At 70.3% G+C, this 22,340-nt stretch carries 29 protein-coding genes and 1 pseudogene; 15 read left to right on the top strand and 15 right to left on the bottom strand.

The annotated features are described in order from the left end of the window. Positions 1 to 225 precede the first annotated feature (225 nt). Positions 226 to 960: a decaprenylphospho-beta-D-erythro-pentofuranosid-2-ulose 2-reductase gene (gene dprE2 / locus FPZ12_RS12955; protein WP_144747189.1), complete on the top strand. Its 735-nt coding sequence runs from the start codon at positions 226 to 228 to the stop codon at positions 958 to 960. 330 nt (positions 961 to 1,290) lie between these two features. On the opposite strand, the gene FPZ12_RS45550 is transcribed toward dprE2, so the two are convergent. Beyond that, a complete protein-coding gene (locus tag FPZ12_RS45550) occupies positions 1,291 to 1,986 on the bottom strand; it encodes a hypothetical protein (protein WP_166462711.1) in 696 nt (231 codons plus the stop codon). Positions 1,987 to 2,212: 226 nt separating this feature from the next. Here FPZ12_RS45550 and FPZ12_RS12945 point away from each other — a divergent pair, with 226 nt between their 5' ends. The 3 genes from FPZ12_RS12945 to bcp all read left to right on the top strand — a co-directional run bounded on the left by FPZ12_RS12945 (position 2,213) and on the right by bcp (position 3,600). Continuing rightward, positions 2,213 to 2,395: a hypothetical protein gene (locus tag FPZ12_RS12945; RefSeq protein ID WP_144747191.1), complete on the top strand. Its 183-nt coding sequence runs from the start codon at positions 2,213 to 2,215 to the stop codon at positions 2,393 to 2,395. A 193-nt stretch (positions 2,396 to 2,588) separates the two neighbouring features. Next, entirely contained in the window at positions 2,589 to 3,113 is a 525-nt protein-coding gene (locus FPZ12_RS12940) for a hypothetical protein (protein ID WP_208025836.1), read from the top strand. A 13-nt stretch (positions 3,114 to 3,126) separates the two neighbouring features. Further along, the gene (bcp, locus tag FPZ12_RS12935; RefSeq protein ID WP_144747192.1) at positions 3,127 to 3,600 is read left to right on the top strand and encodes a thioredoxin-dependent thiol peroxidase; all 474 of its coding nucleotides are present in this window, start codon (positions 3,127 to 3,129) and stop codon (positions 3,598 to 3,600) included. Between the two features lie 79 nt (positions 3,601 to 3,679). On the opposite strand, the gene FPZ12_RS12930 is transcribed toward bcp, so the two are convergent. Beyond that, positions 3,680 to 4,387, bottom strand: a complete 708-nt coding sequence (locus tag FPZ12_RS12930) for a GntR family transcriptional regulator (protein WP_424923595.1) — start codon at positions 4,385 to 4,387, stop codon at positions 3,680 to 3,682. 284 nt (positions 4,388 to 4,671) lie between these two features. Here FPZ12_RS12930 and FPZ12_RS12925 point away from each other — a divergent pair, with 284 nt between their 5' ends. Genes FPZ12_RS12925 through FPZ12_RS12910 form a run of 4 tightly spaced genes read left to right on the top strand, consistent with a single transcriptional unit; the run spans position 4,672 to position 8,280 of the window. Next, complete coding sequence (locus FPZ12_RS12925; RefSeq protein ID WP_144747193.1) at positions 4,672 to 6,012, top strand: MFS transporter; 1,341 nt, start codon at positions 4,672 to 4,674, stop codon at positions 6,010 to 6,012. Positions 6,013 to 6,014: 2 nt separating this feature from the next. After that, the gene (locus FPZ12_RS12920; protein ID WP_243769816.1) at positions 6,015 to 6,791 is read left to right on the top strand and encodes a LamB/YcsF family protein; all 777 of its coding nucleotides are present in this window, start codon (positions 6,015 to 6,017) and stop codon (positions 6,789 to 6,791) included. Beyond that, complete coding sequence (gene pxpB / locus FPZ12_RS12915; protein WP_144747194.1) at positions 6,788 to 7,402, top strand: 5-oxoprolinase subunit PxpB; 615 nt, start codon at positions 6,788 to 6,790, stop codon at positions 7,400 to 7,402. The genes FPZ12_RS12920 and pxpB overlap by 4 nt, the downstream gene beginning before the upstream one ends. Beyond that, a complete protein-coding gene (locus tag FPZ12_RS12910; protein ID WP_243769815.1) occupies positions 7,399 to 8,280 on the top strand; it encodes a 5-oxoprolinase subunit C family protein in 882 nt (293 codons plus the stop codon). Before pxpB ends, FPZ12_RS12910 begins: the two co-directional genes overlap by 4 nt. A 29-nt stretch (positions 8,281 to 8,309) precedes the next feature. On the opposite strand, the gene rdgB is transcribed toward FPZ12_RS12910, so the two are convergent. Together rdgB and rph are read right to left on the bottom strand one after the other, a co-directional pair. After that, on the bottom strand, positions 8,310 to 8,912 hold the full coding sequence (gene rdgB, locus FPZ12_RS12905) for an RdgB/HAM1 family non-canonical purine NTP pyrophosphatase (protein WP_144747196.1): 603 nt from the start codon (positions 8,910 to 8,912) through the stop codon (positions 8,310 to 8,312). Further along, complete coding sequence (gene rph / locus FPZ12_RS12900; RefSeq protein ID WP_144747197.1) at positions 8,909 to 9,688, bottom strand: ribonuclease PH; 780 nt, start codon at positions 9,686 to 9,688, stop codon at positions 8,909 to 8,911. Before rph ends, rdgB begins: the two co-directional genes overlap by 4 nt. A gap of 35 nt (positions 9,689 to 9,723) precedes the next feature. Here rph and FPZ12_RS12895 point away from each other — a divergent pair, with 35 nt between their 5' ends. Both FPZ12_RS12895 and FPZ12_RS12890 read left to right on the top strand, forming a co-directional pair. Next, positions 9,724 to 10,515: a hypothetical protein gene (locus FPZ12_RS12895; RefSeq protein ID WP_144747198.1), complete on the top strand. Its 792-nt coding sequence runs from the start codon at positions 9,724 to 9,726 to the stop codon at positions 10,513 to 10,515. Between the two features lie 68 nt (positions 10,516 to 10,583). Continuing rightward, positions 10,584 to 11,477 (top strand): annotated as a pseudogene (locus tag FPZ12_RS12890) (lysylphosphatidylglycerol synthase transmembrane domain-containing protein); the annotation flags it as partial. A gap of 27 nt (positions 11,478 to 11,504) precedes the next feature. On the opposite strand, the gene FPZ12_RS12885 reads toward FPZ12_RS12890, so the two are convergent. Genes FPZ12_RS12885 through FPZ12_RS12875 form a run of 3 tightly spaced genes read right to left on the bottom strand, consistent with a single transcriptional unit; the run spans position 11,505 to position 13,726 of the window. Further along, entirely contained in the window at positions 11,505 to 12,269 is a 765-nt protein-coding gene (locus FPZ12_RS12885; protein ID WP_144747199.1) for an MBL fold metallo-hydrolase, read from the bottom strand. An 18-nt stretch (positions 12,270 to 12,287) separates the two neighbouring features. Beyond that, positions 12,288 to 13,088, bottom strand: a complete 801-nt coding sequence (gene murI, locus FPZ12_RS12880; RefSeq protein WP_144747200.1) for a glutamate racemase — start codon at positions 13,086 to 13,088, stop codon at positions 12,288 to 12,290. Next, complete coding sequence (locus FPZ12_RS12875; protein WP_144747201.1) at positions 13,085 to 13,726, bottom strand: rhomboid family intramembrane serine protease; 642 nt, start codon at positions 13,724 to 13,726, stop codon at positions 13,085 to 13,087. The genes murI and FPZ12_RS12875 overlap by 4 nt, the downstream gene beginning before the upstream one ends. Positions 13,727 to 13,810: 84 nt before the next feature. Here FPZ12_RS12875 and FPZ12_RS12870 point away from each other — a divergent pair, with 84 nt between their 5' ends. Then, a complete protein-coding gene (locus tag FPZ12_RS12870) occupies positions 13,811 to 14,665 on the top strand; it encodes an arylamine N-acetyltransferase family protein (RefSeq protein ID WP_166462710.1) in 855 nt (284 codons plus the stop codon). A 92-nt stretch (positions 14,666 to 14,757) separates the two neighbouring features. Beyond that, positions 14,758 to 15,120, top strand: a complete 363-nt coding sequence (locus FPZ12_RS12865; protein WP_144747202.1) for a group I truncated hemoglobin — start codon at positions 14,758 to 14,760, stop codon at positions 15,118 to 15,120. 38 nt (positions 15,121 to 15,158) lie between these two features. Here the strand turns inward: FPZ12_RS12865 and FPZ12_RS12860 are convergent, their stop codons facing one another. The 8 genes from FPZ12_RS12860 to clpS all read right to left on the bottom strand — a co-directional run bounded on the left by FPZ12_RS12860 (position 15,159) and on the right by clpS (position 19,655). Continuing rightward, positions 15,159 to 16,109: a PLP-dependent cysteine synthase family protein gene (locus FPZ12_RS12860; protein WP_144747203.1), complete on the bottom strand. Its 951-nt coding sequence runs from the start codon at positions 16,107 to 16,109 to the stop codon at positions 15,159 to 15,161. 4 nt (positions 16,110 to 16,113) lie between these two features. Next, positions 16,114 to 16,392, bottom strand: coding sequence for a MoaD/ThiS family protein (locus FPZ12_RS12855; protein WP_144747204.1), 279 nt, complete (start codon positions 16,390 to 16,392; stop codon positions 16,114 to 16,116). Positions 16,393 to 16,445: 53 nt separating this feature from the next. Further along, the gene (locus FPZ12_RS12850; protein WP_166462709.1) at positions 16,446 to 16,871 is read right to left on the bottom strand and encodes a M67 family metallopeptidase; all 426 of its coding nucleotides are present in this window, start codon (positions 16,869 to 16,871) and stop codon (positions 16,446 to 16,448) included. A 37-nt stretch (positions 16,872 to 16,908) separates the two neighbouring features. Beyond that, complete coding sequence (locus FPZ12_RS12845) at positions 16,909 to 17,193, bottom strand: hypothetical protein (RefSeq protein ID WP_144747206.1); 285 nt, start codon at positions 17,191 to 17,193, stop codon at positions 16,909 to 16,911. A 168-nt stretch (positions 17,194 to 17,361) separates the two neighbouring features. Continuing rightward, positions 17,362 to 17,763 carry a hypothetical protein gene (locus tag FPZ12_RS12840; RefSeq protein ID WP_144747207.1) on the bottom strand — a complete coding sequence of 134 codons (402 nt, stop codon included), beginning with the start codon at positions 17,761 to 17,763 and terminating at the stop codon, positions 17,362 to 17,364. A 64-nt stretch (positions 17,764 to 17,827) separates the two neighbouring features. After that, positions 17,828 to 18,808, bottom strand: a complete 981-nt coding sequence (locus tag FPZ12_RS12835) for a P1 family peptidase (protein ID WP_144747208.1) — start codon at positions 18,806 to 18,808, stop codon at positions 17,828 to 17,830. After that, entirely contained in the window at positions 18,805 to 19,362 is a 558-nt protein-coding gene (locus FPZ12_RS12830; protein WP_144747209.1) for a DUF2017 domain-containing protein, read from the bottom strand. Before FPZ12_RS12830 ends, FPZ12_RS12835 begins: the two co-directional genes overlap by 4 nt. Next, positions 19,359 to 19,655 carry an ATP-dependent Clp protease adapter ClpS gene (gene clpS, locus FPZ12_RS12825; protein ID WP_144747210.1) on the bottom strand — a complete coding sequence of 99 codons (297 nt, stop codon included), beginning with the start codon at positions 19,653 to 19,655 and terminating at the stop codon, positions 19,359 to 19,361. Before clpS ends, FPZ12_RS12830 begins: the two co-directional genes overlap by 4 nt. 152 nt (positions 19,656 to 19,807) lie before the next feature. On the opposite strand from clpS, the gene FPZ12_RS12820 reads away from it, so the two are divergent. Genes FPZ12_RS12820 through FPZ12_RS12810 form a run of 3 tightly spaced genes read left to right on the top strand, consistent with a single transcriptional unit; the run spans position 19,808 to position 22,340 of the window. Further along, on the top strand, positions 19,808 to 21,115 hold the full coding sequence (locus FPZ12_RS12820; protein WP_144747211.1) for a nicotinate phosphoribosyltransferase: 1,308 nt from the start codon (positions 19,808 to 19,810) through the stop codon (positions 21,113 to 21,115). Then, positions 21,112 to 21,681 (top strand): nicotinamidase, encoded by a 570-nt coding sequence (locus tag FPZ12_RS12815; protein ID WP_144747212.1) that lies wholly within the window; start codon positions 21,112 to 21,114, stop codon positions 21,679 to 21,681. Before FPZ12_RS12820 ends, FPZ12_RS12815 begins: the two co-directional genes overlap by 4 nt. Beyond that, a complete protein-coding gene (locus tag FPZ12_RS12810) occupies positions 21,681 to 22,340 on the top strand; it encodes a bifunctional 4-hydroxy-2-oxoglutarate aldolase/2-dehydro-3-deoxy-phosphogluconate aldolase (RefSeq protein ID WP_144747213.1) in 660 nt (219 codons plus the stop codon). Before FPZ12_RS12815 ends, FPZ12_RS12810 begins: the two co-directional genes overlap by 1 nt.

The following is a 22,340-nucleotide window of genomic DNA, read 5'->3' as shown; positions in this document are numbered from 1 at the left end:
GGCTGTGGGGGATGCGGGCCGCGGGCTCGGGCGGTGCGGGCCGCGGACTGCGGCTGCGGCTGCGGCTGCGGACATGTGTCTTGGGGCCCGGCGCCAATTCTGGTGGACTTGGCGCGCTCGGATCGGGTCGCGGAACGTGCCGCGTGCCATCCCCAAGACCACTCTGTCAGGGCTGGTACGGGCGGCAATGCGAGGATGCCGAGCCGGTCCGGCAGACTGCTGGCCGTGAGCGAAACGATCCTGGTGCTCGGTGGCCGTAGCGAGATCGGGCTGGCTGTGGCCCAACGACTGGCCGGAGCCAACAAGGTAATCCTGGCAGCGAGGCGCAGCGGTGACCTCGACGAGCAGGAGGCCACGCTGCGTCAGGCCGGGGCCGAGGTCGCACGCGTCGAGTTCGACGCGGACGATCTGGCGGGGCATCGGCCGCTGCTCGATTCGATCGTCGCCGAGCATGGGGCGCTTGATGTCGTGGTGGTGGCGTTCGGTCTGCTGGGGGATCAGCAGCGCGCCGAAGAGGACGCGGCGCACGCCGTCTCGATCGTGCACACCGACTACGTGGCGCACGTGCACATCCTGACCGAGTTGGCGAACCTGTTGCGGGAACAGGGAAAGGGCACCCTCGTGGTGTTCTCTTCGGTTGCCGGCGTGCGGGTGCGGCGCGCGAACTACGTGTACGGGTCGGCGAAAGCCGGGCTGGACGGGTTCGCCAGCGGCCTCGCCGATGCGCTGCACGGGAGCAAGGTGCGTTTGCTCCTGGTCCGGCCGGGGTTCGTGATCGGCCGGATGACGGAGGGCATGTCGCCCGCACCGTTTTCCAGCACACCGGACCAAGTGGCGGACGCTACGGTGGCCGCGTTGCGGCGCGGGCGGGGCGAAGTTTGGGTACCTGCCGTGCTGCGTCCCGTCTTCTTCCTCATGCGGCTGCTGCCCCGGTTCGTGTGGCGGCGCATGCCCCGCTGACTCGGCCGCAGCTCACGCCTCCCGCGCTACAAACCGAGGGATGCCAGCACAGGAGGCCGGTCTCGGCGCGCGAAGTCGCTCCCTGCGGCACCTCCCGTCTGGGATTCCACCCGCAGGAACCAGCCTCGACGCCGAAACAGCGCTCCGCGGCGCCAAACTGTCCCGCCGGACGACGCCGCAGCTGACCGAGGAGGCCGCCCTATACACCGGCTAGCGTGAGCAAACAGCACGACACGGCACCCGCCGTGACACGGGCCGAACACGCCACCCAACACCCGCCGGGCGTCAGAGAAACGAGGCCTGCCAGGCGAAACGGCACTCAGGGCCGCATCACTGGCCGAGGAGGCCGCCCACCACGCCGCCGAGGGTGTCAGTGAGCGCGTTCAGCACGCCGCCGCGCTGTGAGGGCTCCGTGGTGGTCGTCGTCGGGGCTGGCTTCGCGGCTGCTGGGGGTTCTTCCCGGGCAGTCGTGGTCGTGGTCGCGGGGGCTTGCGGGGCGGGCGCGGAAGCCGAACCGCCCGCCGAGCCCGTCGATCCGGTCGAACTCGTCGAACCAGTCGATCCGGTCGAGCCCGTCGAGGTCGAGGAGTCCGAGGAACTCGAACGCGGCGAAGTCCGGGAGGAACGCGAACCGCTGCTTTCGCTCGTCGTCGAACCGCGCTGCGGCGCCGTCGCGGTCGGCTCCGCGGCCGAAGTGGTCGGCGTCGACGTCGAGACCAGCTGCGGCGGCACCCCAGCCTGGCTCGCGCTCGGCCCGATGGACGGCCCGCCCGCGCCACCGGCGGCCGGCGCCGCGGTGTCGTGCAGCTGCCCGGCGCTCAGCGCGGTGGCCGCGATACCGGCCAGCGCCGCCACCCCAGCCGCCAGCACACCGATCCGGCCGGCCTTGCGGCGATCCCATTTCCCCTCCCGGCGCAGCAGGTCACCCACCGGGATCCGGTCGGTCGGGGTGTCGTCGGCCGCGGGCTGCACGGCGGGAAACTCGTGGGTCATCCCTTCGCGCGCGAGCAACTCGGCAACGGTCAACCGTTCGCCAGTGTCACCCGGTCGGGAATTCACCTCGTCACTCGGCACAGTCACAGCCCTTCCATTCGTCACCGTCCGCGACATGCTTAACCACCGTTACCAGTTTGTTGCCATGATAGTGGCAGGCGTCACGCTCTTTTGGGCCGACTTTCGACCCTGAGTAATGGCCAGGTAGCGGACGTGATGGCCGAAGACGGCCGTAATGTGACATCCGGAGGTGCAAGACATGCCGGATCGGCACAGGTTCCGCCGGATACTCGGCTGGGCCGACTGGTTCGAACAGCGGGGCGTGTACGTGCCCGGCGAAGAGAACCACACCGTGGACCCGTGGCGGGATTTCGGCTGGCTCATCGTGGTCTGGGTGATCGGCGTCGGCGGGTTCATCCTGCTGTTCGCGATGGCTACCTGACGAGTGACCACTGTCACCGGCGGTGCCTTTCCGATCACGGATCGGCCACAGCCTCACACCAGGTCCGCCTCAACCCCGCGCCACGCCTCGCACAGGCGCGCGCCAGCGGCCAAAGTGGAGCGGTCCCCGGCAGAAGTGCCTACCCCGAACGGACCAGCCGGGGCCCTCGAACCGTGTAAAGGAAGTAGCCGCTGTGCGCACCCCGGCCCGCGTCGCGCTGGCTGCCGCCCTGGTGGGGCTGGCAGCCTGTGGCGCTCCGGCACAGGGCAACAGCACGAGAGCGGAAGGCGGCGGTCCGGCCGTGCAGGCCGCGGCCCCGGCGCAGCAGACCGTGGATTTCGGCGCGCGCTACCACTTCACCGACGGGGTCACGGTGCTCGTCTCCGCACCGAAATCGTTCCGCCCCAGCACCAGCGCGTACCCGCGCACCGATCGCGCGGTCGCGTTCGAGATCTCGATCCACAACGACGGTGACCAGCCGTACCGGCTCTCCGCGCTGTCGGTTTCGGCCACCGCCGCGGGCGCGGCGGCCAAGCAGGTGGTCGACTCCACGCAGGGCTACAGCGGAATCGTCGACGCGGGCAAGGACGTCCCCTCGGGCCGGGACGTGCAGGTGACGCTCGCGTTCGCGGTGCCGGAAGCGCCGTCGGAGATGCGGCTTTCGCTGCGTCCCAACGCCACCAGCTCGGTCGTCGCGGTGTACTGCGGTTCCGCGTAATACGCTGAGCCGCATGAGCGAGCGACTTTCCCCCGGCGACGCGGCCCCCGACTTCACCCTCCCCGACAGCGAGGGCAACAAGGTCTCCCTTTCGGACTTCCGGGGCCGCCACGTCGTCGTCTACTTCTACCCCGCCGCCGGCACGCCCGGCTGCACCAAGCAGGCCTGCGACTTCCGCGACAACCTCGCGCTGCTCAACGACGCCGGCTACCAGGTGCTCGGCATTTCGCCCGACAAGCCGGAAAAGCTGGCCAAGTTCGTGGCCGCCGAGGAGCTGACCTTCCCGCTGCTGTCCGACCCCGAGAAGACCGTGCTCACCGAGTGGAGCGCGTTCGGCGAAAAGAAGAACTACGGGCGGATCGTGCAGGGCGTCATCCGCTCGACGTTCGTGGTCGACCCGGAGGGCAAGATCGAGAAGGCGCTGTACAACGTCCGCGCCACCGGGCACGTCGCGAAGCTGATCAAGGACCTGTCCCTGAGCGCGTAGCGGGAACAGACCGTTCGTACTTCTTGAAGCCGGGCGGATCGGCCCGACGCCGGGTCCGCGCCGTGCTCACCTACCGCGACTAGAACCCGCGCGCCCGGTACGCCGTGGTGAGCTGATGTTCGGCATCGTCCAAATAGGACGAAAGCAGTTCTTCCGCGCCCCGCCCGTCGCCCGCGCTCAGCGCCGTGAGGATCTCCCGGTTGCGCGTCAGGTACGGCTCGTGGAACGCCTGTGGGGCGTCCATCACGTGGAAGACGAGCCGTAGCTCCGCGAGCAGCCCGCGCATCACTTCTTCGGTGCGCGGGCTGTTTGCCAGCGTTACCAGTCCGCGGTGGAACCGGATGTCCGCCGTGCCCAGTTCCCGCCACGCCTGCCGCAGCGCGGCGTCTTCGCCCGCTTCGACCGCCGAGACGACGGGGGCGAGGCGCTCTCCCGGCGGCTCGGTCACCGAGCGGACGATGGCGCATTCGATCAGCTTGCGCACGCGGTAGAGGTCCGCGACGTCCTGCACGCTCAGCACTCGCACGAAGACCCCGCGGTTGAGCTCGTGCACCAGCAGCCGTTCGTGCGTCAGCAGCCGGAAGGCTTCGCGAAGGGTGTTCCGCGAGACGCCGAGCGCGCCGCCGATCGCCTCCTCCGAGAGCCGGGTGCCGGGTACGAAGTAGCCCTCGGTGATGCGGCCGCGCAGCAGGTCGGCGAGCCGTTCGGCCGTGCTGGTCCGGCCGAGCAGCAGGCGATCCGCCTCCAGTCCAGCGATGGCGTCGATGGACATGGCGTCCGCGCTCAACGCGCCTCCCGAGGGCTTGACAGCTGATGGTTTGTACTGCGCTGTTCGTTACCGAGCCGACTACAGCCACGGCGGAAACGGTCCGGACGAGCAGGTCCGCCGCGGTCCGCATCCGCCTGCTTCCGGTCGGCTCAGTAACACCCAGTTAACCAGCACCTGACTGCCGGATTCAACGCGCCTCATGAAGATTTGAAGTCACGTGCGGCAAAAGTATTGACCTTTCGTTCAACAATCCTTACCTTCGAGACTCACATCACAAGCCCCTGAAAGATCGGATCCCCCCGATGACCGAAACCACCACGGCTCAGGCGCCGGACAAGAAGTCGCTCACGCGCGCCTTCGCCGCGAGCCTGTCCGGTACGACGCTCGAGTACTACGACTTCGCGGTCTACTCGGTGGCCTCGGCGACCATCCTCGGGAAGCTGTTCTTCCCGTCCACGGATGAGCTCGCGAGCACCATGCTGGCGTTCTCCACCTACGCCGTCGGTTACGCCGCCCGCCCGCTCGGCGGCTTCATCTTTGGCAGGCTCGGCGATCTGCTGGGCCGCAAGCAGGTCCTGGTCTTCACCCTGCTGCTGACCGGTATCTCCACGTTCCTGATCGGTGTGCTGCCGACGCACGCGGCGATGGGCGGGATGGCCGCGGTGCTGCTGGTGATCCTGCGGTTCGCCCAGGGTGTGGGTGTCGGTGGCGAATGGGGCGGCGCGGTACTGCTCTCCAGTGAGTTCGGCGATCCCAAGAAACGAGGGTTCTGGGCTTCGGCCGCGCAGATCGGCCCGCCCGCCGGCACCCTGCTGGCCAACGGCGTGCTGACCCTGCTGGCCGCCGTCCTCACCACCGCGCAGTTCGAGTCCTGGGGCTGGCGCGTCGCGTTCCTGCTGTCCGCCGTGATGGTGCTGTTCGGTCTGTGGCTGCGGATGAAGCTCGAGGAGACCCCGGTCTTCAAGGAGCTGGCGGCGAAGGGCGAGAAGCCGAAGGCGCCGCTGAAGGAGGTCTTCACCAAGGAGCCGCGCGCGCTGATCACCGGCATCCTGATCCGCATCGCGCCGGACGTGCTGTACTCGCTGTTCACGGTGTTCGTGCTGACCTACATGACCACCAAGCTGCACATGCCCAAGAGCCAGGGCACGATCGCGGTGATGATCGGCTCGGGTTTCCAGCTGTTCCTGATGCCGGCCTTCGGCGCGCTGTCCGACCGCTTCAACCGGCGCTCGATGTACCTGCTCGGCGCGATCCTCGCCGCGGTGTGGCCGTTCCTGTTCTTCCCGCTCGCCTCGACGAAGTCCTTCGCGGCGATCATCGTCGGCGTGGTCGGCGCGCTCGCCATCCACGCGCTGCTCTACGGCCCGCAGGCCGCGATGATCACCGAGCAGTTCTCGCCGCGGCTGCGCTTCACCGGTAGCTCGCTGGCCTACACCCTGGCCGGGATCTTCGGTGGCGCGGTGGCTCCGCTCGTCTTCACCGCACTCCTGTCCGGCTTCAACAGCTGGGTCATCGTCGCGCTGTACGTGACCTTCACGGCGCTGCTGACGCTCATCGGTGTGCTGATCTCGCGCAAGGAGCCGCACCCCGAGGAGGACAACCTCGAGGCGCTCTCCACGGCACCCGCGACGGTGGACGCGTAGCCATGACGACGATGGGCATGGTCACGACGATCGACCTCAACTGCGATGTCGGCGAAGGCTTCGGCGCCTGGCGGATCGCGGACGACGAGGAGCTGCTGGGCGTCGTGACCGCCGCCAACGTGGCCTGCGGTTTCCACGCCGGGGACCCGCGGACGATGCGGGAGGTCTGCGAATCCGCGGTGGCGCAAGGTGTCGCCATCGGGGCCCACGTCGGGTACCGGGACCTGGCCGGGTTCGGCCGCCGGTTCCTCGACGTGGCACCCGGCGAGCTGGTGGACGACCTGCTCTACCAGCTCGGCGCGCTCGACGCGATCGCCGGTTCCGCGGGCGGCGATGTCCGTTACGTCAAACCGCACGGCGCGCTCTACAACGCGATCGCCACGCACGACGGTCACGCCGCCGCGGTGGTGGAAGCGGTGTGGCAGTACGACCCGCAGCTGCCCATCCTCGGGCAGCCGGGGTCGCGGCTGTTCGCGCACGCCAAGGAAGCCGGCCTGGCCACGGTCGCGGAGGCGTTCGCCGACCGCGGCTACAGCCCGGACGGACGGCTGCTGCCCCGGAACATGCCGGGCGCGGTGCTGACCGACCCCGAAGAGGTCGCGAAGCGGTGCGTGCGGCTGGTGACCGAAGGAGAAGTGGTCGCGGTCGACGGCACCGTCGTCGAACTGCGGGCGGGTTCGCTGTGCGTGCACAGTGACACCCCCGGTGCGGTCGCGCTGGCCGGCGCGGCCCGCACCGCGTTGCGGGAGGCAGGCGTGGAATTGCGGAGTTTCGCATGAGGTTAAGGCCCTTCGGGGATCAGGCGCTGCTGGCCGAGGTCGACGGGATCGACGCGGTACTCGGCCTGTACGCCGCGCTGGCGGAGTCCCGGCCCGCGGGCATCACCGAACTGGTGCCCGCGGCGCGGACCCTGCTGGTCCGTTTCAACCCCCGGGTCACCGACCCGGAAACCCTCGCGGCCCGCTTGGCGGACATCGAACCGGTGCACGCCAAGGGGTCGCGCGGCGGCGAGGTGGTGGTGCCGGTGATCTACGACGGCCCCGATCTCGCCGAGGTCGGCGAGTCGACCGGACTCGGCGCGGACGGAGTCGTCGCGGCGCACACCGCGACCGAGTACGTCGTGGCGTTCGGCGGGTTCGCGCCCGGGTTCGGCTACCTGACCGGGCTCGACTCGCGCCTGCACCTGCCGCGCCGCTCGGTGCCGCGGACCAGGGTGCCGGTGGGCTCGGTCGCGATCGCCGGCGAGTACACCGGGGTCTACCCCCGCTCGTCCCCCGGCGGATGGCAGCTGCTCGGCCGCACGGAAATCCCGTTGTGGGACACGGAAAGACGACCCCCGGCGCTGCTCGCGCCGGGGACCAAGGTGCGGTTCGAGGCGGTGGCGGCGTGAACGAGATCGAGGTGGTGCGGCCAGGGCCGCTGACCACCGTGCAGGACCTGGGCCGGCCCGGGCTGGCCGCGCTGGGCGTGGGCGCTTCGGGCGCGGCCGACCGGCGGTCGGCCTCGCTGGCCAACCGGCTCGTCGGCAACCACGACGGCTCGGCCTGCCTGGAGTCCACGTTCGGCGGGCTGGCGCTGAGGTTCCGCCACCGCAGCCACGTGGCTGTCAGCGGCGCGCCCTGCCCGATCACCCGCGACGGCCGCGGCGAGGCGATGAACTCGCCGTTCACCGTCGGCCCCGGGGAGGAACTCGTGCTCGGCCCGCCTTCGTCGGGTTTGCGCACCTACCTCGCTGTCCGCGGCGGGATCGGCGTGGAACCGACGCTGGATTCCCGTGCCACGGACCTGCTTTCCGGGCTCGGCCCGCCCGCGCTCTCCGCCGGGGATGTGCTGCCCGTGGGCGGCGCGGTCACGGGGCCGCTGCCCGCGGTTTCGGTGGCGCCCGTCGCGGATCCGCCGCGCACCGGGCTTTCCGTCCGTGTCCTGCCGGGGCCGCGCGACGACTGGTTCACGCCCGGCGCGTTGCAGGTGCTGGGAAATTCCCGCTACACGGTGACTTCCGAGAGCAACCGGGTGGGCGTGCGGCTGGACGGGCCGAAGCTGACCTGGGACCGGCAGGAGGAACTGCCGAGCGAAGGCATGGTGATCGGCGCGATCCAGGTGCCGCCGTCCGGGCTGCCGGTGCTGTTCCTCGCCGATCACCCGGTGACCGGTGGCTACCCGGTGATCGCCGTGGTGGTCACCGAGGACCTTCCCGTTGTCGCACAAGCATGTCCGGGCCAGGCGATGACCTTCCGCGTGGTCAAGCGGAGCGCGCGGGCCGCCTGAGGATGCGCTCGCCTGACCGCCCCCTCGGGTCAGGCGAGCGCGCGCAGGTGCGGCAGCAGCGCGCGCAGCGCGCGCCCGCGATGCGAGACGGAATCCTTCTCCGCCGGGGAAAGCTCGGCCGACGACCGCTCCTCACCCTCCGGCCGGAAGATCGGGTCGTAGCCGAAACCGTTGGTACCACGGGCTTCCCGCAGCAGGGTGCCACGCCATTCACCCCGCACGACCTGCTCGTCGCCGCCCGGCACGACGAGCGCCGCGGCACAGACGAACCCGGCGCCCCGGCGCTCGTCCGGGGTGTCGGAGGTCTGCGCCAGCACGAGCTCCAGGTTCGCCTGATCGTCCCCGTGCTTCCCGGCCCAGCGCGCCGAGAGCACGCCGGGCATGCCGTTGAGCGCGTCGACCGAGATGCCGGAATCGTCGGCCACCGAAGGCAAACCCGTTGCCGCGGCGGCATCACGCGCCTTGGCCAGCGCGTTGTCCTCGAAGGTGGCTCCTGTCTCCGGGGCCTCCTCGAACTCGTCGACGTCGGCGAGCCCGAGCACCTCGATCCCGGAGAGTCCCGCGGCCTCGACGATCCGACGTAGTTCGCCGAGCTTCTTGGCGTTGCGGGTGGCCAGCAGCACCTTGGTCACTTCGCGCCCTTCGACTTCTTGCCCTGCTGCGGTTCCGGGAGCTCGCCCGGGTACGGCTCGGCCAGCGCGGCCGTCTGCTTGCGGGTCAGCTCTTCACAGCCGGCGAGCGCCACGTCCAGCATCTGGTCCAAAGTGGACCGGGTGAAGGTGGCGCCCTCGCCGGTGCCCTGCACCTCGATGAGGGTGCCCGCGTCGGTGGCGACCACGTTCAGGTCCACCTCCGCGCGCGAGTCCTCCTCGTAGGGCAGGTCCAGCCGGACCCGGCCGTCGACGACGCCGACGCTGATCGCGGAGACCATGGCGGACAACGGTTTCGGGTCGGCGAGCCGGTTCGCGGCGGCGAGCCAGGTGATCGCGTCGGCGAGTGCCACGTAGCCGCCGGTGATCGCCGCCGTGCGGGTGCCGCCGTCGGCCTGGATCACGTCGCAGTCGAGGTGGACGGTGTTCTCGCCGAGCGCGGAGAGGTCGATGCAGGCGCGCAGCGAACGGCCGATCAGCCTGCTGATCTCGTGCGTGCGCCCGCCTATCCGGCCCTTCACCGACTCGCGGTCACTGCGGTCGTGGGTGGCCGAGGGCAGCATCGCGTACTCGGCGGTCACCCAGCCGAGCCCGGAGCCCACCCGCCAGCGGGGCACCCCTTCGGTGACGCTCGCGGCGCACAGCACCCGGGTCCTGCCGAATTCGATCAGCACGGAGCCCGCGGGCCAGTCCTGGAAACCGCGAGTGATCTTCACTTCGCGGAGCTGGTCGTCGTTCCTGCCATCTTTTCGAGCCACCCGTGCAGACTAGAGCCCCGCTAAGGTGACCGGTCATGCGCGCCGCCTTCGTCACCTTCCTGACCGCACTGCTCTGCCTCGGGCTCGCGCCCGCGGCCAACGCCGTCACCTGCGCGAACACGCTGAGCTGTTCGGCAGCGGACATCAACCGGATGACGATGGGCGAACGGCTGGACTTCGTCCGCGGGCTTTCCGCCGGGCCCGCCGCGGAAATCGCGCCGGGCTACCCACGGCGCTGGGGCAACATCGAGGGGATCATCGAGTTCTTCACCGACCGCGGCATGGGCGCCACGGGCAGCTGGGTGTCCTACGTGGACGCCGGGATCCTCGAGGGCATCGAACGCGGGATCGCCATCGCCTCGGGGCGGAGCACCGACACCTTCGGCAATCCGGGCTCACAGCTTTGGGCGAGTTACCTGCTACGGCTTGGCGCGGGCGAGCTTTCCGGGCGCGCCGCGCACGACCTCGCGTGGAGCCAGGCGGAACAAGCGTCGACAGAGCACGGGGTCGTGCTCGCGGAGCATGTGCACGGGCTTCGGCCGAGCGACGCCGAGGAGCGCTTCTACCAGTTCTCGGACTTCTACCGTTGGATGCTGCGTAGCCGTCCCGCCGTGCTGGACGTCCTCGCGCCGCCGACGCAGGGCGGCAAGCAGCTGACGTTCCTCGACTGGTTCACCGACGTCACCAACGACGTGCCCACGCGCAAGGGTGCCGCGCTCGCCTACGACCTCGGTCAGTTCGACGCCCCGGCCGGCACGGTGGATCTGGTCGCGGTGGCCGCGGCCTACGCCCGGTACCTGTCCGCCGACTACCTCGCCGCCGTGTAATTCAACGCACGTTGACATCGTGTGCCCGGCGAGGATAATTCATCGCAGGGTGAATAAGGGGGTGCGCGATGAAGCGTCTCGCACGGGTCCTCGGGGTGCTGGCGGTCCTGGCTGGCATGGTTTTCACGCTGCGCGACCGCGTCCCGGCGCCCGCGGACATGCTCGCTGCTCTCGACCGCGCGGACCCACGCTGGCTGATCGTCGCCGCCGTCGCCGAGTTCGTCTCCATGGCGATGTTCGCCCGCCAGCAGCGAAGGCTGCTCCTCGCTTTCGGGGTGACGCTCCCCCGCCGCCGCGCGCTGGCGCTTTCCTACAGCCGGTCCGCCATCTCGATCAGCCTGCCCGCCGGCTCGGCCGTGTCCGCCGGGTACGCGCTCCAGCAGTTCCGCGCGGGCGGCGCAAGCCGGGCCGCGGCGACGACGGTGATGGTGCTGTCCGGGCTGCTTTCCTTGCTGGGCCTGGCTTTCCTGTACGCGACGGGTGCGCTCACCGCCACCTGGGACGGGCATCCCGTGCTCACCGCGCTCGGCTTCCTCGCGCTGATGGGCGGAACGGCGTGGTCGATCTTCGCCCTGCACCGGCATCCGGCGCACGAACACGCGATGCCGCGCTCGCGGCTGTTGCGGCCGCTGGTCGAAGCAGTGGACGCGGCGCGCTCGGTGACGCCGGGGCATTGGACGCTGGCACTCGGCGCGGCAGTGCTCAACTGGCTCACCGACCTGGTGTGCCTCGTCGCCGCGGCACGCGGGTTCGGCATCGAGGTGGGTTTGCTCCCACTCGCCACGATCTACCTCACCGTGCAGATCGTGCGGCAGGTCCCGCTGACGCCGGGCGGGATCGGCGTGATCGAGGTGAGCCTGCTGACCGGGCTCGTGTCCGCGGGCGCGGCCGAACCGGCCGGCGCCGCGGCCGTGCTGGCTTACCGGATGCTGTCGTGCTGGCTGATCATCCCGGTCGGTTTGGTGTGCTGGCTGCTGCTGCGCGCCGGGTCAAAGGTCGTACCCGGCACCCTGCTCGACGAGCACGGCCCCGGGGAACTCGGCACGAGCCTCAGCGAGGATGGCGTCACGGTCGCTCCACGGGGCGACGTGCGTGAGCAGGAGCCTGCCGACGCCCGCGCGCCGCGCCAGCGCGCCTGCCTGTTTGCCGGAAAGGTGCACGCCCGGCGGCCTGTCCGGCGCGTCCGTCCAACTCGCTTCGCACAACAGGACGTCAGCGCCACGGGCCAGCTCGTCGAGCGCGGCGCAGGGCCCGGTGTCGCCGGTGTACGCGAGCGTCCGGCCACCGTGGCGCACTCGTAGCCCGAAGGCTTCCGTCGGGTGGTCCACCTGCACGGTGCTCAGCTCGAAGGGCCCGATCTTCGATTGCCCGTGCAGGGAATGGAAGTCGAACACGTCCGACAGATCCGTCTCGGCCAGTTCGGTGTCGTTCGGCGCGTACGCCTTGGCCAGCCGCACCGGCGCGTTGTCCGGACCGTAGACGGGCAGGCGGTGTTCGAGTACGTTGTGCGGCGGCGCGGGGTGATACCGGCGAAGCACTGTGAGCGCACTGAAATCGGCGCAGTGATCCGGATGCAGATGGCTGAGCACGAGCCCGCCGAGCGCGAACGGATCGTGCCGCGCCTGCAGCTGTGCGAAGGTGCCGTTGCCCAGTTCCACGGCGAGCAGGAAGCCTTCGGCCTCGAGCAGGTAGCCCGAGGCGGCGGCGCCCGGGCCCGGAATGCTGCCGGAACAGCCGAGGATCGTCAGTCGCACGTGCGCCACCCTCCCACGTCAGCGGGTCGTCGGCGAAAGCACTCCTGGCGCGAATCCCATGAACCGCTGCGCGAGCCGGGCGAACGGCTCCGGCGAACCTGTCGCGATGAACTCGTGCGCGGGCTCCGTCTCCCGCTCGGCGAGCAGATCGGCCTCGGTGAGCACGCGCACGAGGTCCTTCGCGGTCTCCTCCGCGCTGGACACCAGCGTGACCTCCGGGCCCATCACGATCTGCAGCACGCCGGTGAGCAGCGGATAGTGCGTGCAGCCGAGGACGAGCGTGTCGACCTGCGCGTCCAGCAACGGCTCCAGGTACCCCTGCGCGAGCCCGAGCACCTGACGCCCCGAGGTGATGCCCCGCTCGACGAAGTCCACGAAGCGCGGGCAGGCGACGCTGCTGATCTTCATGTCCTTCGCCGCCGCGAACGCGTCGTCGTAGGCGCGGGACCGGACCGTGCCCTCGGTGCCGATCACGCCGATCCGGCCGCTGTGCGTTGCCGCGACAGCACGGCGTACGGCGGGGAGCACGACTTCGATCACCGGCACGTCGTAGCGCTCGCGCGCGTCCCGCAGGCACGCGGCCGACGCTGTGTTGCAGGCGATGACGAGCGCCTTCACGCCGCCCTCGACCAGATCGTCCAGCGCGGCCAAGGCCAGTTCGCGCGCTCGCGCGATGGGCAGCGGGCCGTACGGGTTGTGCGCCGTGTCGCCGACGTAGCGGAGTTGTTCGTGCGGGAGCTGGTCGAGAATCGCGCGGGCGACCGTCAAGCCCCCGACGCCGGAATCGAACACACCGATCGGGGACTGACTCGAGATCACTCCGCGAGACTACTAGGCGTCTTCTTCGCCTTGGACTTGTCCGCGCGGGACGCGAGCCAGGCGGCGATGATGCCGCCGATCGCGCCGAACAGGTGCGCCTGCCAGGAAATCCCGGATTGGCCCGGCAGCAGCCCCCACAGCGTGCCGCCCCAGATCAGCAGCAGCGCGGCCGCGACCGTGAGCTGCCCGAACGACCTGTTGAAGATGCCGCGCACCAGGAGATACGCCAGCCAGCCGAAGGCCAGCCCGGACGCGCCGATGGTCACCGTGCCCGTTTCGCCCGTCAGCCACACGCCGAGCCCGCTGACCACCCAGATCAGCACGGTGACCGCTATCCAGCGGGTCACCCCGCCCGCCATCGCGAGGAAACCGAACACCAGCACCGGGATCGTGTTCGCGAACAGATGCGCCCAGCCACCGTGCAGCAGCGGCGCCCACACCACGCCGTCGAGCCCGGACAGCGTGCGCGGCACGATGCCCTGCTGGTCCAGCCTGCCGTGCAGCAGCACGTCCACCAGTTCGACCAGGTAGAGCAGCACCGTGAAGCCGACCACGACCAGCCCCGCCGACTTCGGGGCGGCAGGCAGGATCCGCTTCGACTGATCGGCGGGCGCGGGTGGCGTCGGCAGCGTGCTCATACCTCGACGGTACGGCGCCGCGCCCCCGCCGACCTCGGGAAAAAACCCTGAATTCGGGTGCGCGTGGCGGCTAACCTCGGACCGGTGATCGACATCGACGGCTACTTGCTGCGGCTGGGCATCACCGAGCGGGAACCGCCGAGCGCGGAAGCGTTGTGGCGGCTGCACACCGCGCACATCACGCACGTTCCGTACGACTCGCTGGACATCCAGCTCGGCAGGCCGGGGCCGCTGGACCCGGCCGCTTCCGCCGGGCGCGTGGTGCGGGACGGGCGATCCGGCTACTGCTACCACCTCAACGGCGCGTTTTCCGAGCTGCTGAAGGGCCTCGGCTACCGCGTCACCCGGCACAAGGGCGGTTCGAGCATGAGCCCCGGCGAGCCGCCGAACGTGGACGGCGGGCATCTCGCGCTCACCGTCACCGGGCTCGGCGACGACGGGTGGATGGTGGACGCGGGGCTCGGCGACGGGCTGTTCACCCCCGTCCCGCTCGTCGAGGGCACGTACCGGCAGGGGCCGTTTTCGTTCGCACTGCGGCATTCCGCCGTGGCGCCCGGCGGCTGGCAGTTCGTGCACGACGAGCAGGGCAGCTTCCACGCTCTGGATTTCGGGCCCGAGCCGGTGGAGATGGACGTGTTCGCCGAGGAGCACGAGCACCTGTCCCGCTCCCCCGAATCCGGGTTCGTGCGGACCTGCACCGTGCAGCGCCGGGACGCCTGCTCGATCGACCTCCTGCGCTCACTGACACTCACCCGTTTCGACGCGTCGGGCAAGTCGAAAACCTTGCTGGATAAGGAAAAGGACTGGCGCGCCGCGATCGTGGACGTGTTCGGCGTCGAGCCGCACGCCTACCCGGACGAGGACTGGACCAAGCTGTGGAAACTGGCCGCCGCCCAGCATGAGCGTTACCTGGCACGCAAAGCCGGTGGCACGCGGTGAGAGTCCGCTTGCGTGGCGTTGATCTTCCGCTAACGGCGGGGAAACACCGCCGCGGTTCGCTGGAGCGAACCACCACACAGCGGAGGCAACCCGTGGCCAGCATCTACGAGCAGATCGGCGGTCAGGAAGCCCTGATCGTCGTCGTCGACGACTTCTACGTCCGTGTCCTCGCCGATCCCGAACTGGCGGGTTTCTTCAAGGGCACCAGCATGTCCCGGCTCAAGGGCATGCAGGTGGAGTTCTTCACGCAGGCGCTCGGCGGCCCGGCGAACTACAGCGGCCGCTCGATGAAGGAGGTGCACCGCGGGCGCGGCATCGAGCAGCACCACTTCGATCTCGTGGCCAAGCACCTGACCGAAGCGCTGCAGGCGGCCGGGGTGCCACAGGAGATCGTCGACCGGATCATCGGGGCCGTCGCCCCGCTGTCGACTGACATCGTTTCGTCCGCGGCATAGGAAAAAGCCCCCGTTCCGGGTGGAACGGGGGCCTCGTCTCAAGCCCAGAGCTGGCCGTCGAGCCGTTCGGCCGCTTCGTCGATCGTGCCGCTGTACGCGCCCGTCGACAGGTACTTCCAGCCCGCGTCGGCGACGACGAACGCCACGTCCGCCGACTCGCCGCGGGCGGCCGCCTTCTCCGCGACCGCGAGCGCCGCGTGCAGCACCGCCCCGGTCGAAATCCCGGCGAAGATGCCTTCGTGCTCCAGCAGCTCCCTGGTGCGGCGCAACGCGTCGTACGCGCCGACCGAATAGCGGCCGTTGAGCACCTCGGCGTCGTACAACTCGGGCACGAAGCCCTCGTCGAGGTTCCGCAGCCCGTACACCAGCTCGCCGTAGCGGGGCTCGGCGGCGATGATCTGCACGTCCGGCTTCTGCTCGTGCAGGAACCGGCCGACGCCCACCAGCGTGCCGGTGGTGCCGAGCCCGCCGACGAAATGCGTGATCGTGGGCAGGTCCTTGAGCAGCTCCGGCCCGGTGCCGCGGTAGTGGGAATCCGGGTTCGCCGGGTTGCCGTACTGGTAGAGCATCACCCAGTCCGGGTTCTTCTCCGCCAGCTCCTTGGCCCGGCGCACCGCCTCGTTCGAGCCGCCCGCGGCGGGCGAGAACACGATGCGCGCGCCGTACGCCTGCAGCAGTTGCTTGCGCTCTTCCGAGGTGTTCTCCGGCATCACGCAGATCAGGCCGTAGCCCTTGAGCTTCGCGGCCATGGCCAGCGAAATCCCGGTGTTGCCGGAGGTGGGCTCCAGAATGGTGGCGCCGCGGCGCAGCGTGCCGTCACGTTCGGCGGCCTCGATCATCGCCAGCGCGGGCCGGTCCTTGATCGAGCCCGTCGGGTTGCGGTCCTCCAGCTTGGCCCACAGGCGGACGTCGTCCGTCGGGGACAGCCGGGGCAACCCGACCAGCGGGGTGCCGCCGAGCGCGTCGAGCAGCGATTCGTAGCGCGCCATCAGCTCAGCGCGCGCCGCCGGCGACCGCGGGCAGGATGGTCACCGTGTCGCCGTCCTTGACCTCGGCGTCCAGGCCACCCGAGAAGCGCACATCCTCGTCGTTGACGTAGACGTTCACGAACCGGTGCAGCTTCTCTTCCTTGACCAGGCGGGCCTTGAGGCCGCCGTGGCGGGATTCGATGTCGTCGATGACCTCCAGCACCGTCTTGCCGGACGCTTCGACGGACTTCTCGCCGCCGGTGTGCGTACGCAGGATGGTCGGGATCGACACGGTCACGGCCATGCTTGTTTACCTCCGCTTGGTTCCTTCAGTGACAGACGTTCGGGACGGGCGCGTTATTCCGTGCCGCCGGTGATCTCCACGGGCTCCTCGGTGACCACCCCGTCCACGATGCGGTACGAGCGGAACTCGTGCCGCTCGGGGTCGCGGGTGGAAACCAGCACGTAGTGCGCGTCCGGCTCGGAGGCATAGGACACGTCGGTCCGCGACGGGTACGCCTCCGTGGCCGTGTGCGAGTGGTAGATCACGACGGGGACCTCGTCGTTCGCGTCCAGTTCGCGGTACAGCTTGAGCAGGTCACCGGAGTCGAACTCGTAGAAGGTCGGCGACCGGGCCGCGTTGAGCATGGGAATGTACCGCTCGGGCGAGTCTGAGCCCTCGGGTCCGGCGATCACCCCGCACGCCTCGTCCGGGTGGTCCCGGCGGGCATGCGCGACGATCTCGTCCACGAGTTCACGGCGGATCCGAAGCACGCCCGACATCTTACGTTGCGGACACGGGGTGTTCACAGAGTGAGACTCAGCACGCGAGCGCCGCGGTGGCTAGCTGGTCTTGGACGTGCTGCAGCCAGAGCAGCTCGATCTTCGAGTGGACGAGGTAGCCCTCGCGCTCGTAGACAGCGCGCTCCCACAGGCTCCGCCGCCAGCGGTCGCGGAACAGGCTCTGCGCGTGGCCGAAGACGATGAACCAGTCCCGCACCGCGGCCGGGCCGAGGACCACCTCCGGCGCGGGCGGAGCCGCGAGCACGGCCTCGTGTAACCGTCCGGCCAGGTTCGCCAGGCACACGGCGACGTTCTCGGACATGACGAGGTGCGCGCCGCCAGCGGCGGGATGGGCTGGACGTGCTGGCGGGGGCGCGGTCAGCGCGTCAGTCGGACGCGTCTCGTGACTGTGCACACCTCGGGCGCCACGGTCGGCCTCGTTCCGGCCCTCAGCGCCAGCTCGTAAACCTCACGACGGACCACTGCTGTGTCACAGGACCGACGCCTCCGGCCATCGGGCGCAGACCGCGGGGCGGCGTACGCCCCGTGAAGCCGCGGAGAGTTGGTCGTGCGCCGCGCGTAGCCATTGGACGTCCGGCTCCTCCAGGCCGCCGAAGCGGAGCCACCGCCTGCCCGTGCTTTTCGCGCGGCTCAGCACATCCAGCCAGTCCCGCACGTCCTGCGGCGACAAGATCACCTCCGGCGCGCCACTCCAGCCCGCGAGGATCCGGCCCACCGCACCGGACAGCTCCGCGCGGACGGCCGCGTTCTTCTTGTCCCCCAAGGAATCCGGGAACACGGCAAGCAACGAACGCAACCGTTTCGCCACCGGGCCGGACATCACGAGCCGCACCGCTTCGCCCTGGGGGACGGCTTGCAGGAACTCAACCATCGGCCACCACGGTCCACGGCCGTTCGCTTCGCATGCCTCTTGATCTCTGCCGGCCCCGGCAGCGTTACGCCGGGAACGCCTCCGGCCATACGTCCCGATACGCGGGCACGCCTGCCACGGACTCCGCCGACAGCACGCCGTGCACGATCGACCGCGCGAAAACCCGTGCGGCGGCCGAACAAAGCGCGTCCAGTGCCACCACGCGCTGCGCTTCGCCCGCGGGCAGCTCACGTTCTCCCGTCGCCAGCGCGAAAACCGTGTCCCCGTCGAACATCGTGTGCGCCGGACGCACCGCCCGCGCGAGACCGTCCTGCGCCGCGACAGCCAACCGCCGGCACTCCGCCTTGGACAGATCCGCGTCCACCGCCACCACGCCGATCGTGGTGTTCAGCTTCGTCGCCGCGGCCGCCACATCGCCGGGCCGCCCCGGCCAGCGCACCCCGAACTCCCCCGCCACTTCGTGATCCGCCGCGAACGGCAACCCCGTCTCCGCCGACACCGCTTCACCCGAGGCGTTCACCACCGCGAGCCCGCCCACGGTGTACTCGGCCACCTCTTCGCTGGCGGTGCCGACACCGCCCTTGAGCGAACCCACCGTGGCGCCCGCGCCCGCGCCGACACAGCCCTGCGCGACCGACTCGCCCGTGGCCGCTTCGCAAGCGGCGTAACCGAAAGACGCGTCCGGCCGGTTGCCCCATTCGCTACGCGGCAGGTCGAAGATCACCGCCGCGGGCACGATCGGCACGACCTCGTGCGGCTGCGCGCCGATCTGGAATCCGTAGTCCCGCTCGCCGAGCCAGCGCATCACGCCGTCCGCCGCGGCGAGCCCGTAAGCACTTCCCCCGGACAGGCAGATCGCGTTCACCCGCCGCACCAGGTTTTCCGGCTCCAGCAGGTTCGTCTCGCGAGTGCCGGGCGCGCCACCGCGCTGATCGACCGCGCCCGTGGCGCCCGCCGGCGTGAGCACCACGGTCGTGCCGGTCGCCCAGCCGCCGCCGATCCGCTCGTACTGGCCGACGAGCACGCCCGGCACGTCGGTGATCATGCGGTCAGCGCTTCGACCAGGCTTTCCTGCACCCAGGTCAGCCAGTGGTAGACGCCGAGATGCGGCGCGCGGGGATCGTCCTCGGGCAGCTCGTCCGGCATGTCCTCGGTGACGTCGAGCGCCGTGCCGAGCGCCAGCCGCACGTCGTTCAACGCGGACACCCAGGCGTCGGCCTCCTCCAGGGTGAGCCGCACGTTCCCGCCGTCACGCGGCAGCGTCTCCATCACCACGGTCGCCACGCCGACCTTCGCGTCGAGCAGTTCCGGCTCGTGCAGCGAACGCAGCGCCGCCGCCGAGTCGAGGTCTTCGCGGCTCGGGTTGTCCGGGTCGAGCCGGTGATAATCGGGCAGCAGCCGGGAAAGCACCGGGTCGTTCGGCGATTCCGACGGGCCGGTGCGGATCCCGGTCAGCTCGGAGAGCTCGTCCTGCGGCGTCTCCTCCGCACGCGCCTGGAGCATGTCCTCGATCTGGGAGACGAGCCCGCGCAGCACCGCGGCCTCCTGCTGCTCGAACCCCGCGAGCACGCGCTCGCCCTTGCGCGTCCAGGTTTTCACGGTTGCTCCATCGTCGCCCACAGCCCCGCGGCGTGCAGTTTCGTCACGTCGCCCTCGACCTTCTCCTTGGAACCCGAGGTCACGATCGCGCGCCCCTTGTGGTGCACGTCGAGCATCAGCTTCGTGGCGTGGTCCCGGCTGTAGCCGAACAGCTTCTGGAACACGTACGTCACGTAGGACATCAGGTTGACCGGGTCGTTCCAGACGACGGTCTGCCACGGTCTGTCCTGGGCCCCTGCCTCGGCCCCAGCGGGCTCAACCTGCGTCTGCGACGATTCGACAGGCGTGGTCATAGCGACCATGTTGTCACGGAACCGGCACGGGGTGAGCCGGTGGTCGCCGCCGTTCGGGTGACGGCACCCGCCGCAGGACCACTCCAACGCCGTATCGACCACGCGTGACCACCCGCAATGGTGACTCCGGGCCCGGCGGTTAGATTTTGCGCATGGGTTTCGGAGAGACACAGGGCAGCACGGCCCTGCTGACCGACCACTACGAGCTGACGATGCTCGGCAGTGCGCTGGCCGACGGCACCGGTGACCGGCCGTGCGTGTTCGAGGTCTTCGCGCGCCGCCTGCCGGACGGGCGGCGCTACGGCGTCGTCGCGGGCACCGCGCGGGTGCTCGACGCGATCGCGGACTTCCGCTTCACCGACGCCGAGCTCACGCAGCTGGCGGAGACGGCGGTGGTCGACGACGGCACCCTCGCCTGGCTCGCCGACTACGAGTTCTCCGGCGACATCGAGGGTTACCCCGAGGGGGAGCTGTACTTCCCCGGCTCCCCGGTGCTGACCGTGCGCGCGAGCTTCTCCGAAGCCGTCGTGCTGGAGACGCTGGTGCTCTCGATCCTGAACCACGACAGCGCGATCGCCGGTGCCGCGGCGCGCATGTCCGGCGCCGCGCACGGCAGGCCGATCATCGAGATGGGCGGCCGCCGCACGCACGAGTGGGCCGCGGTCGCGGCCGCCCGCGCCGCGTACCTCGCCGGTTTCGCGACCACGTCGAACCTCGAGGCCGGCCGCCGCTACGGCATCCCCACCCGCGGCACCGTCGCGCACGCCTTCATGCTCCTCCACGACAACGAGGAGCAGGCTTTCGCCGCACAGGTGGAAAAAATGGGCACGGACACCACGTTGCTGGTGGACACCTACGACATCACCGGCGGCATCGAGACCGCCGTCCGGGTCGCGGGCCCCGAGCTGGGCGCGATCCGGATCGACTCCGGCGACGTCGGCGTGCTCGCCCGCAAGGCCCGCGAACAGCTGGATTCCCTTGGCGCCAAGGACACTCGCATCGTCGTCTCCGGCGACCTCGACGAACACGCCATCGCCGCGCTGCGCGCCGAGCCGGTGGACGCGTACGGCGTGGGCACCTCGGTGGTCACCGGCTCCGGCGCGCCGACCGCGGGCATGGTCTACAAGCTCGTCGAGGTGGACGGCCGCCCGGTCGCCAAGCGCAGCGAGAACAAGGCTTCGCGCGGTGGCCGCAAAGGCGCGCTGCGCCGCCACAAACCCACGGGCACGGCGATCGAGGAAGTCGTGCACCAGCACGGCGAACAGCCCGTGCTGGGCGAGTACGACCGCGCACTGCAGATCCCGCTGATGACCGGTGGACAACCGGCCGCCGATCTGCCCACCCTGGACGACGGGCGGCGCCGGCTGCGCCAGGGCCTGGTGAGCCTGCCGTGGGAGGGGCTGAAACTGTCCCACGGCGAACCCGCGATCCCGACCGTCTTCACCGAGGAGCGGACATGACCGACGCACTGATCGTGGTGGACGTGCAGAACGACTTCTGCGAGGGCGGTTCGCTCGCGGTGACGGGCGGCGCGCAGGTCGCCGCCGACATCACCGGGCACCTCGCGCGGGGCGGCTACCGGCACGTCGTCGCCACCCGCGACTACCACATCGACCCAGGCGCGCACTTCAGCGAAAACCCGGACTACGTGCGCTCCTGGCCGCGGCACTGCGAAGCGGGCAAGCCGGGCGCGTCCTTCCACCCGGCGCTGGACGTCGGGCCGATCTCGACGGTGTTCTCCAAGGGGCAGTACAGCGACGGCTACTCCGGGTTCGAGGGGCACGCCGAGTCCGGCCAGGAGCTGGCGCCCTGGCTGCGCGCACAGGAGGTGAGCACGATCGACGTCGTCGGCATCGCCACCGACCACTGCGTCCGCGCCACAGCACTCGACGCCGTCAAAGCGGGGTTCAGCGTGCGCGTGCTGCTGGACCTGACGGCGGGCGTCGCGCGGGAGACCGTGGACAAGGCACTCGGCGACCTGCGCGAGGCAGGCGTGGAGCTCACCGGAACCCCGCGGGTCGGCTGATGCGGCCGGCGCTGAAGAAGCAGAACATCCGGTTCCGCGAGCGGCTCGCCGCGGCCAGGGTGATCGCGATGCTGCGCGGGGACGACGCCGAGTTCCTGCCCGATGCGGCGCAGGTGCTCTACGACTGCGGCCTGCGGGTGATCGAGGTTTCGCTGGCAACGCCGGGTTCGCTGGACGCGATCGGCCTGCTGCGGCAGGAACTGGGCCCGGACACCATGGTCGGCGCCGGCGCCGTGCGCACGCTGTCCGATGTGGACAGTTGTGTCTCGGCCGGTGCCGATTTCCTCGCCACGCCGACGGTTTCGGCCGAACTGCTGGACAGGGCGCGGCTCTTCGGGCTGCCCGTGGCGTGCGGGGCGCTGACGCCGACGGAGGTGGATTCGGCCTGGCGCCTCGGCGCGGCGGTGGTGAAGGTGCTCCCGGTGGGCCCGGTCGGCGGAGTGTCGTATGTGCAGGCCGTACACGCGTCGTTGCCCGAGATCCCGCTCGTGCCCGCCTGCGGGATCGAGCTGGACGAGGTGGACTCGTACCTCGGCGCGGGCGCCTTCGCCGTGGGCGCGGGCTGCCAGCTGATCGGCGACGCGCTCAGCGGCGGCAGGCTCGACGAACTGGGCCACCGCGCCTCGCAACTGGCCACGCTCGCCGCGAAGTTCGCCTGA

Source organism: Amycolatopsis acidicola, assembly GCF_007713735.2.
In the GTDB taxonomy this organism is placed as follows: domain Bacteria; phylum Actinomycetota; class Actinomycetes; order Mycobacteriales; family Pseudonocardiaceae; genus Amycolatopsis_E; species Amycolatopsis_E acidicola.
Note: the sequence above shows the minus strand (reverse complement) of the source record. Positions and strands in the feature narration are given on the sequence as shown.

Excerpts from the sequence above, each read along its gene's own strand:
- clpS (WP_144747210.1), bottom strand. The coding sequence starts at position 19,655 with ATGACCACGCCTGTCGAATCGTCGCAGACGCAGGTTGAGCCCGCTGGG.
- bcp (WP_144747192.1), top strand. The coding sequence starts at position 3,127 with ATGAGCGAGCGACTTTCCCCCGGCGACGCGGCCCCCGACTTCACCCTC.
- FPZ12_RS12810 (WP_144747213.1), top strand. The coding sequence starts at position 21,681 with ATGCGGCCGGCGCTGAAGAAGCAGAACATCCGGTTCCGCGAGCGGCTC.
- FPZ12_RS12920 (WP_243769816.1), top strand. The coding sequence starts at position 6,015 with ATGACGACGATGGGCATGGTCACGACGATCGACCTCAACTGCGATGTC.
- FPZ12_RS12925 (WP_144747193.1), top strand. The coding sequence starts at position 4,672 with ATGACCGAAACCACCACGGCTCAGGCGCCGGACAAGAAGTCGCTCACG.
- FPZ12_RS12855 (WP_144747204.1), bottom strand. The coding sequence starts at position 16,392 with ATGGCCGTGACCGTGTCGATCCCGACCATCCTGCGTACGCACACCGGC.
- FPZ12_RS12840 (WP_144747207.1), bottom strand. The coding sequence starts at position 17,763 with ATGGTTGAGTTCCTGCAAGCCGTCCCCCAGGGCGAAGCGGTGCGGCTC.
- FPZ12_RS12850 (WP_166462709.1), bottom strand. The coding sequence starts at position 16,871 with ATGTCGGGCGTGCTTCGGATCCGCCGTGAACTCGTGGACGAGATCGTC.
- FPZ12_RS12845 (WP_144747206.1), bottom strand. The coding sequence starts at position 17,193 with ATGTCCGAGAACGTCGCCGTGTGCCTGGCGAACCTGGCCGGACGGTTA.
- FPZ12_RS12820 (WP_144747211.1), top strand. The coding sequence starts at position 19,808 with ATGGGTTTCGGAGAGACACAGGGCAGCACGGCCCTGCTGACCGACCAC.
- FPZ12_RS12945 (WP_144747191.1), top strand. The coding sequence starts at position 2,213 with ATGCCGGATCGGCACAGGTTCCGCCGGATACTCGGCTGGGCCGACTGG.
- pxpB (WP_144747194.1), top strand. The coding sequence starts at position 6,788 with ATGAGGTTAAGGCCCTTCGGGGATCAGGCGCTGCTGGCCGAGGTCGAC.
- FPZ12_RS12835 (WP_144747208.1), bottom strand. The coding sequence starts at position 18,808 with ATGATCACCGACGTGCCGGGCGTGCTCGTCGGCCAGTACGAGCGGATC.
- FPZ12_RS12875 (WP_144747201.1), bottom strand. The coding sequence starts at position 13,726 with ATGAGCACGCTGCCGACGCCACCCGCGCCCGCCGATCAGTCGAAGCGG.
- FPZ12_RS12895 (WP_144747198.1), top strand. The coding sequence starts at position 9,724 with ATGCGCGCCGCCTTCGTCACCTTCCTGACCGCACTGCTCTGCCTCGGG.
- FPZ12_RS12860 (WP_144747203.1), bottom strand. The coding sequence starts at position 16,109 with ATGGCGCGCTACGAATCGCTGCTCGACGCGCTCGGCGGCACCCCGCTG.
- FPZ12_RS12815 (WP_144747212.1), top strand. The coding sequence starts at position 21,112 with ATGACCGACGCACTGATCGTGGTGGACGTGCAGAACGACTTCTGCGAG.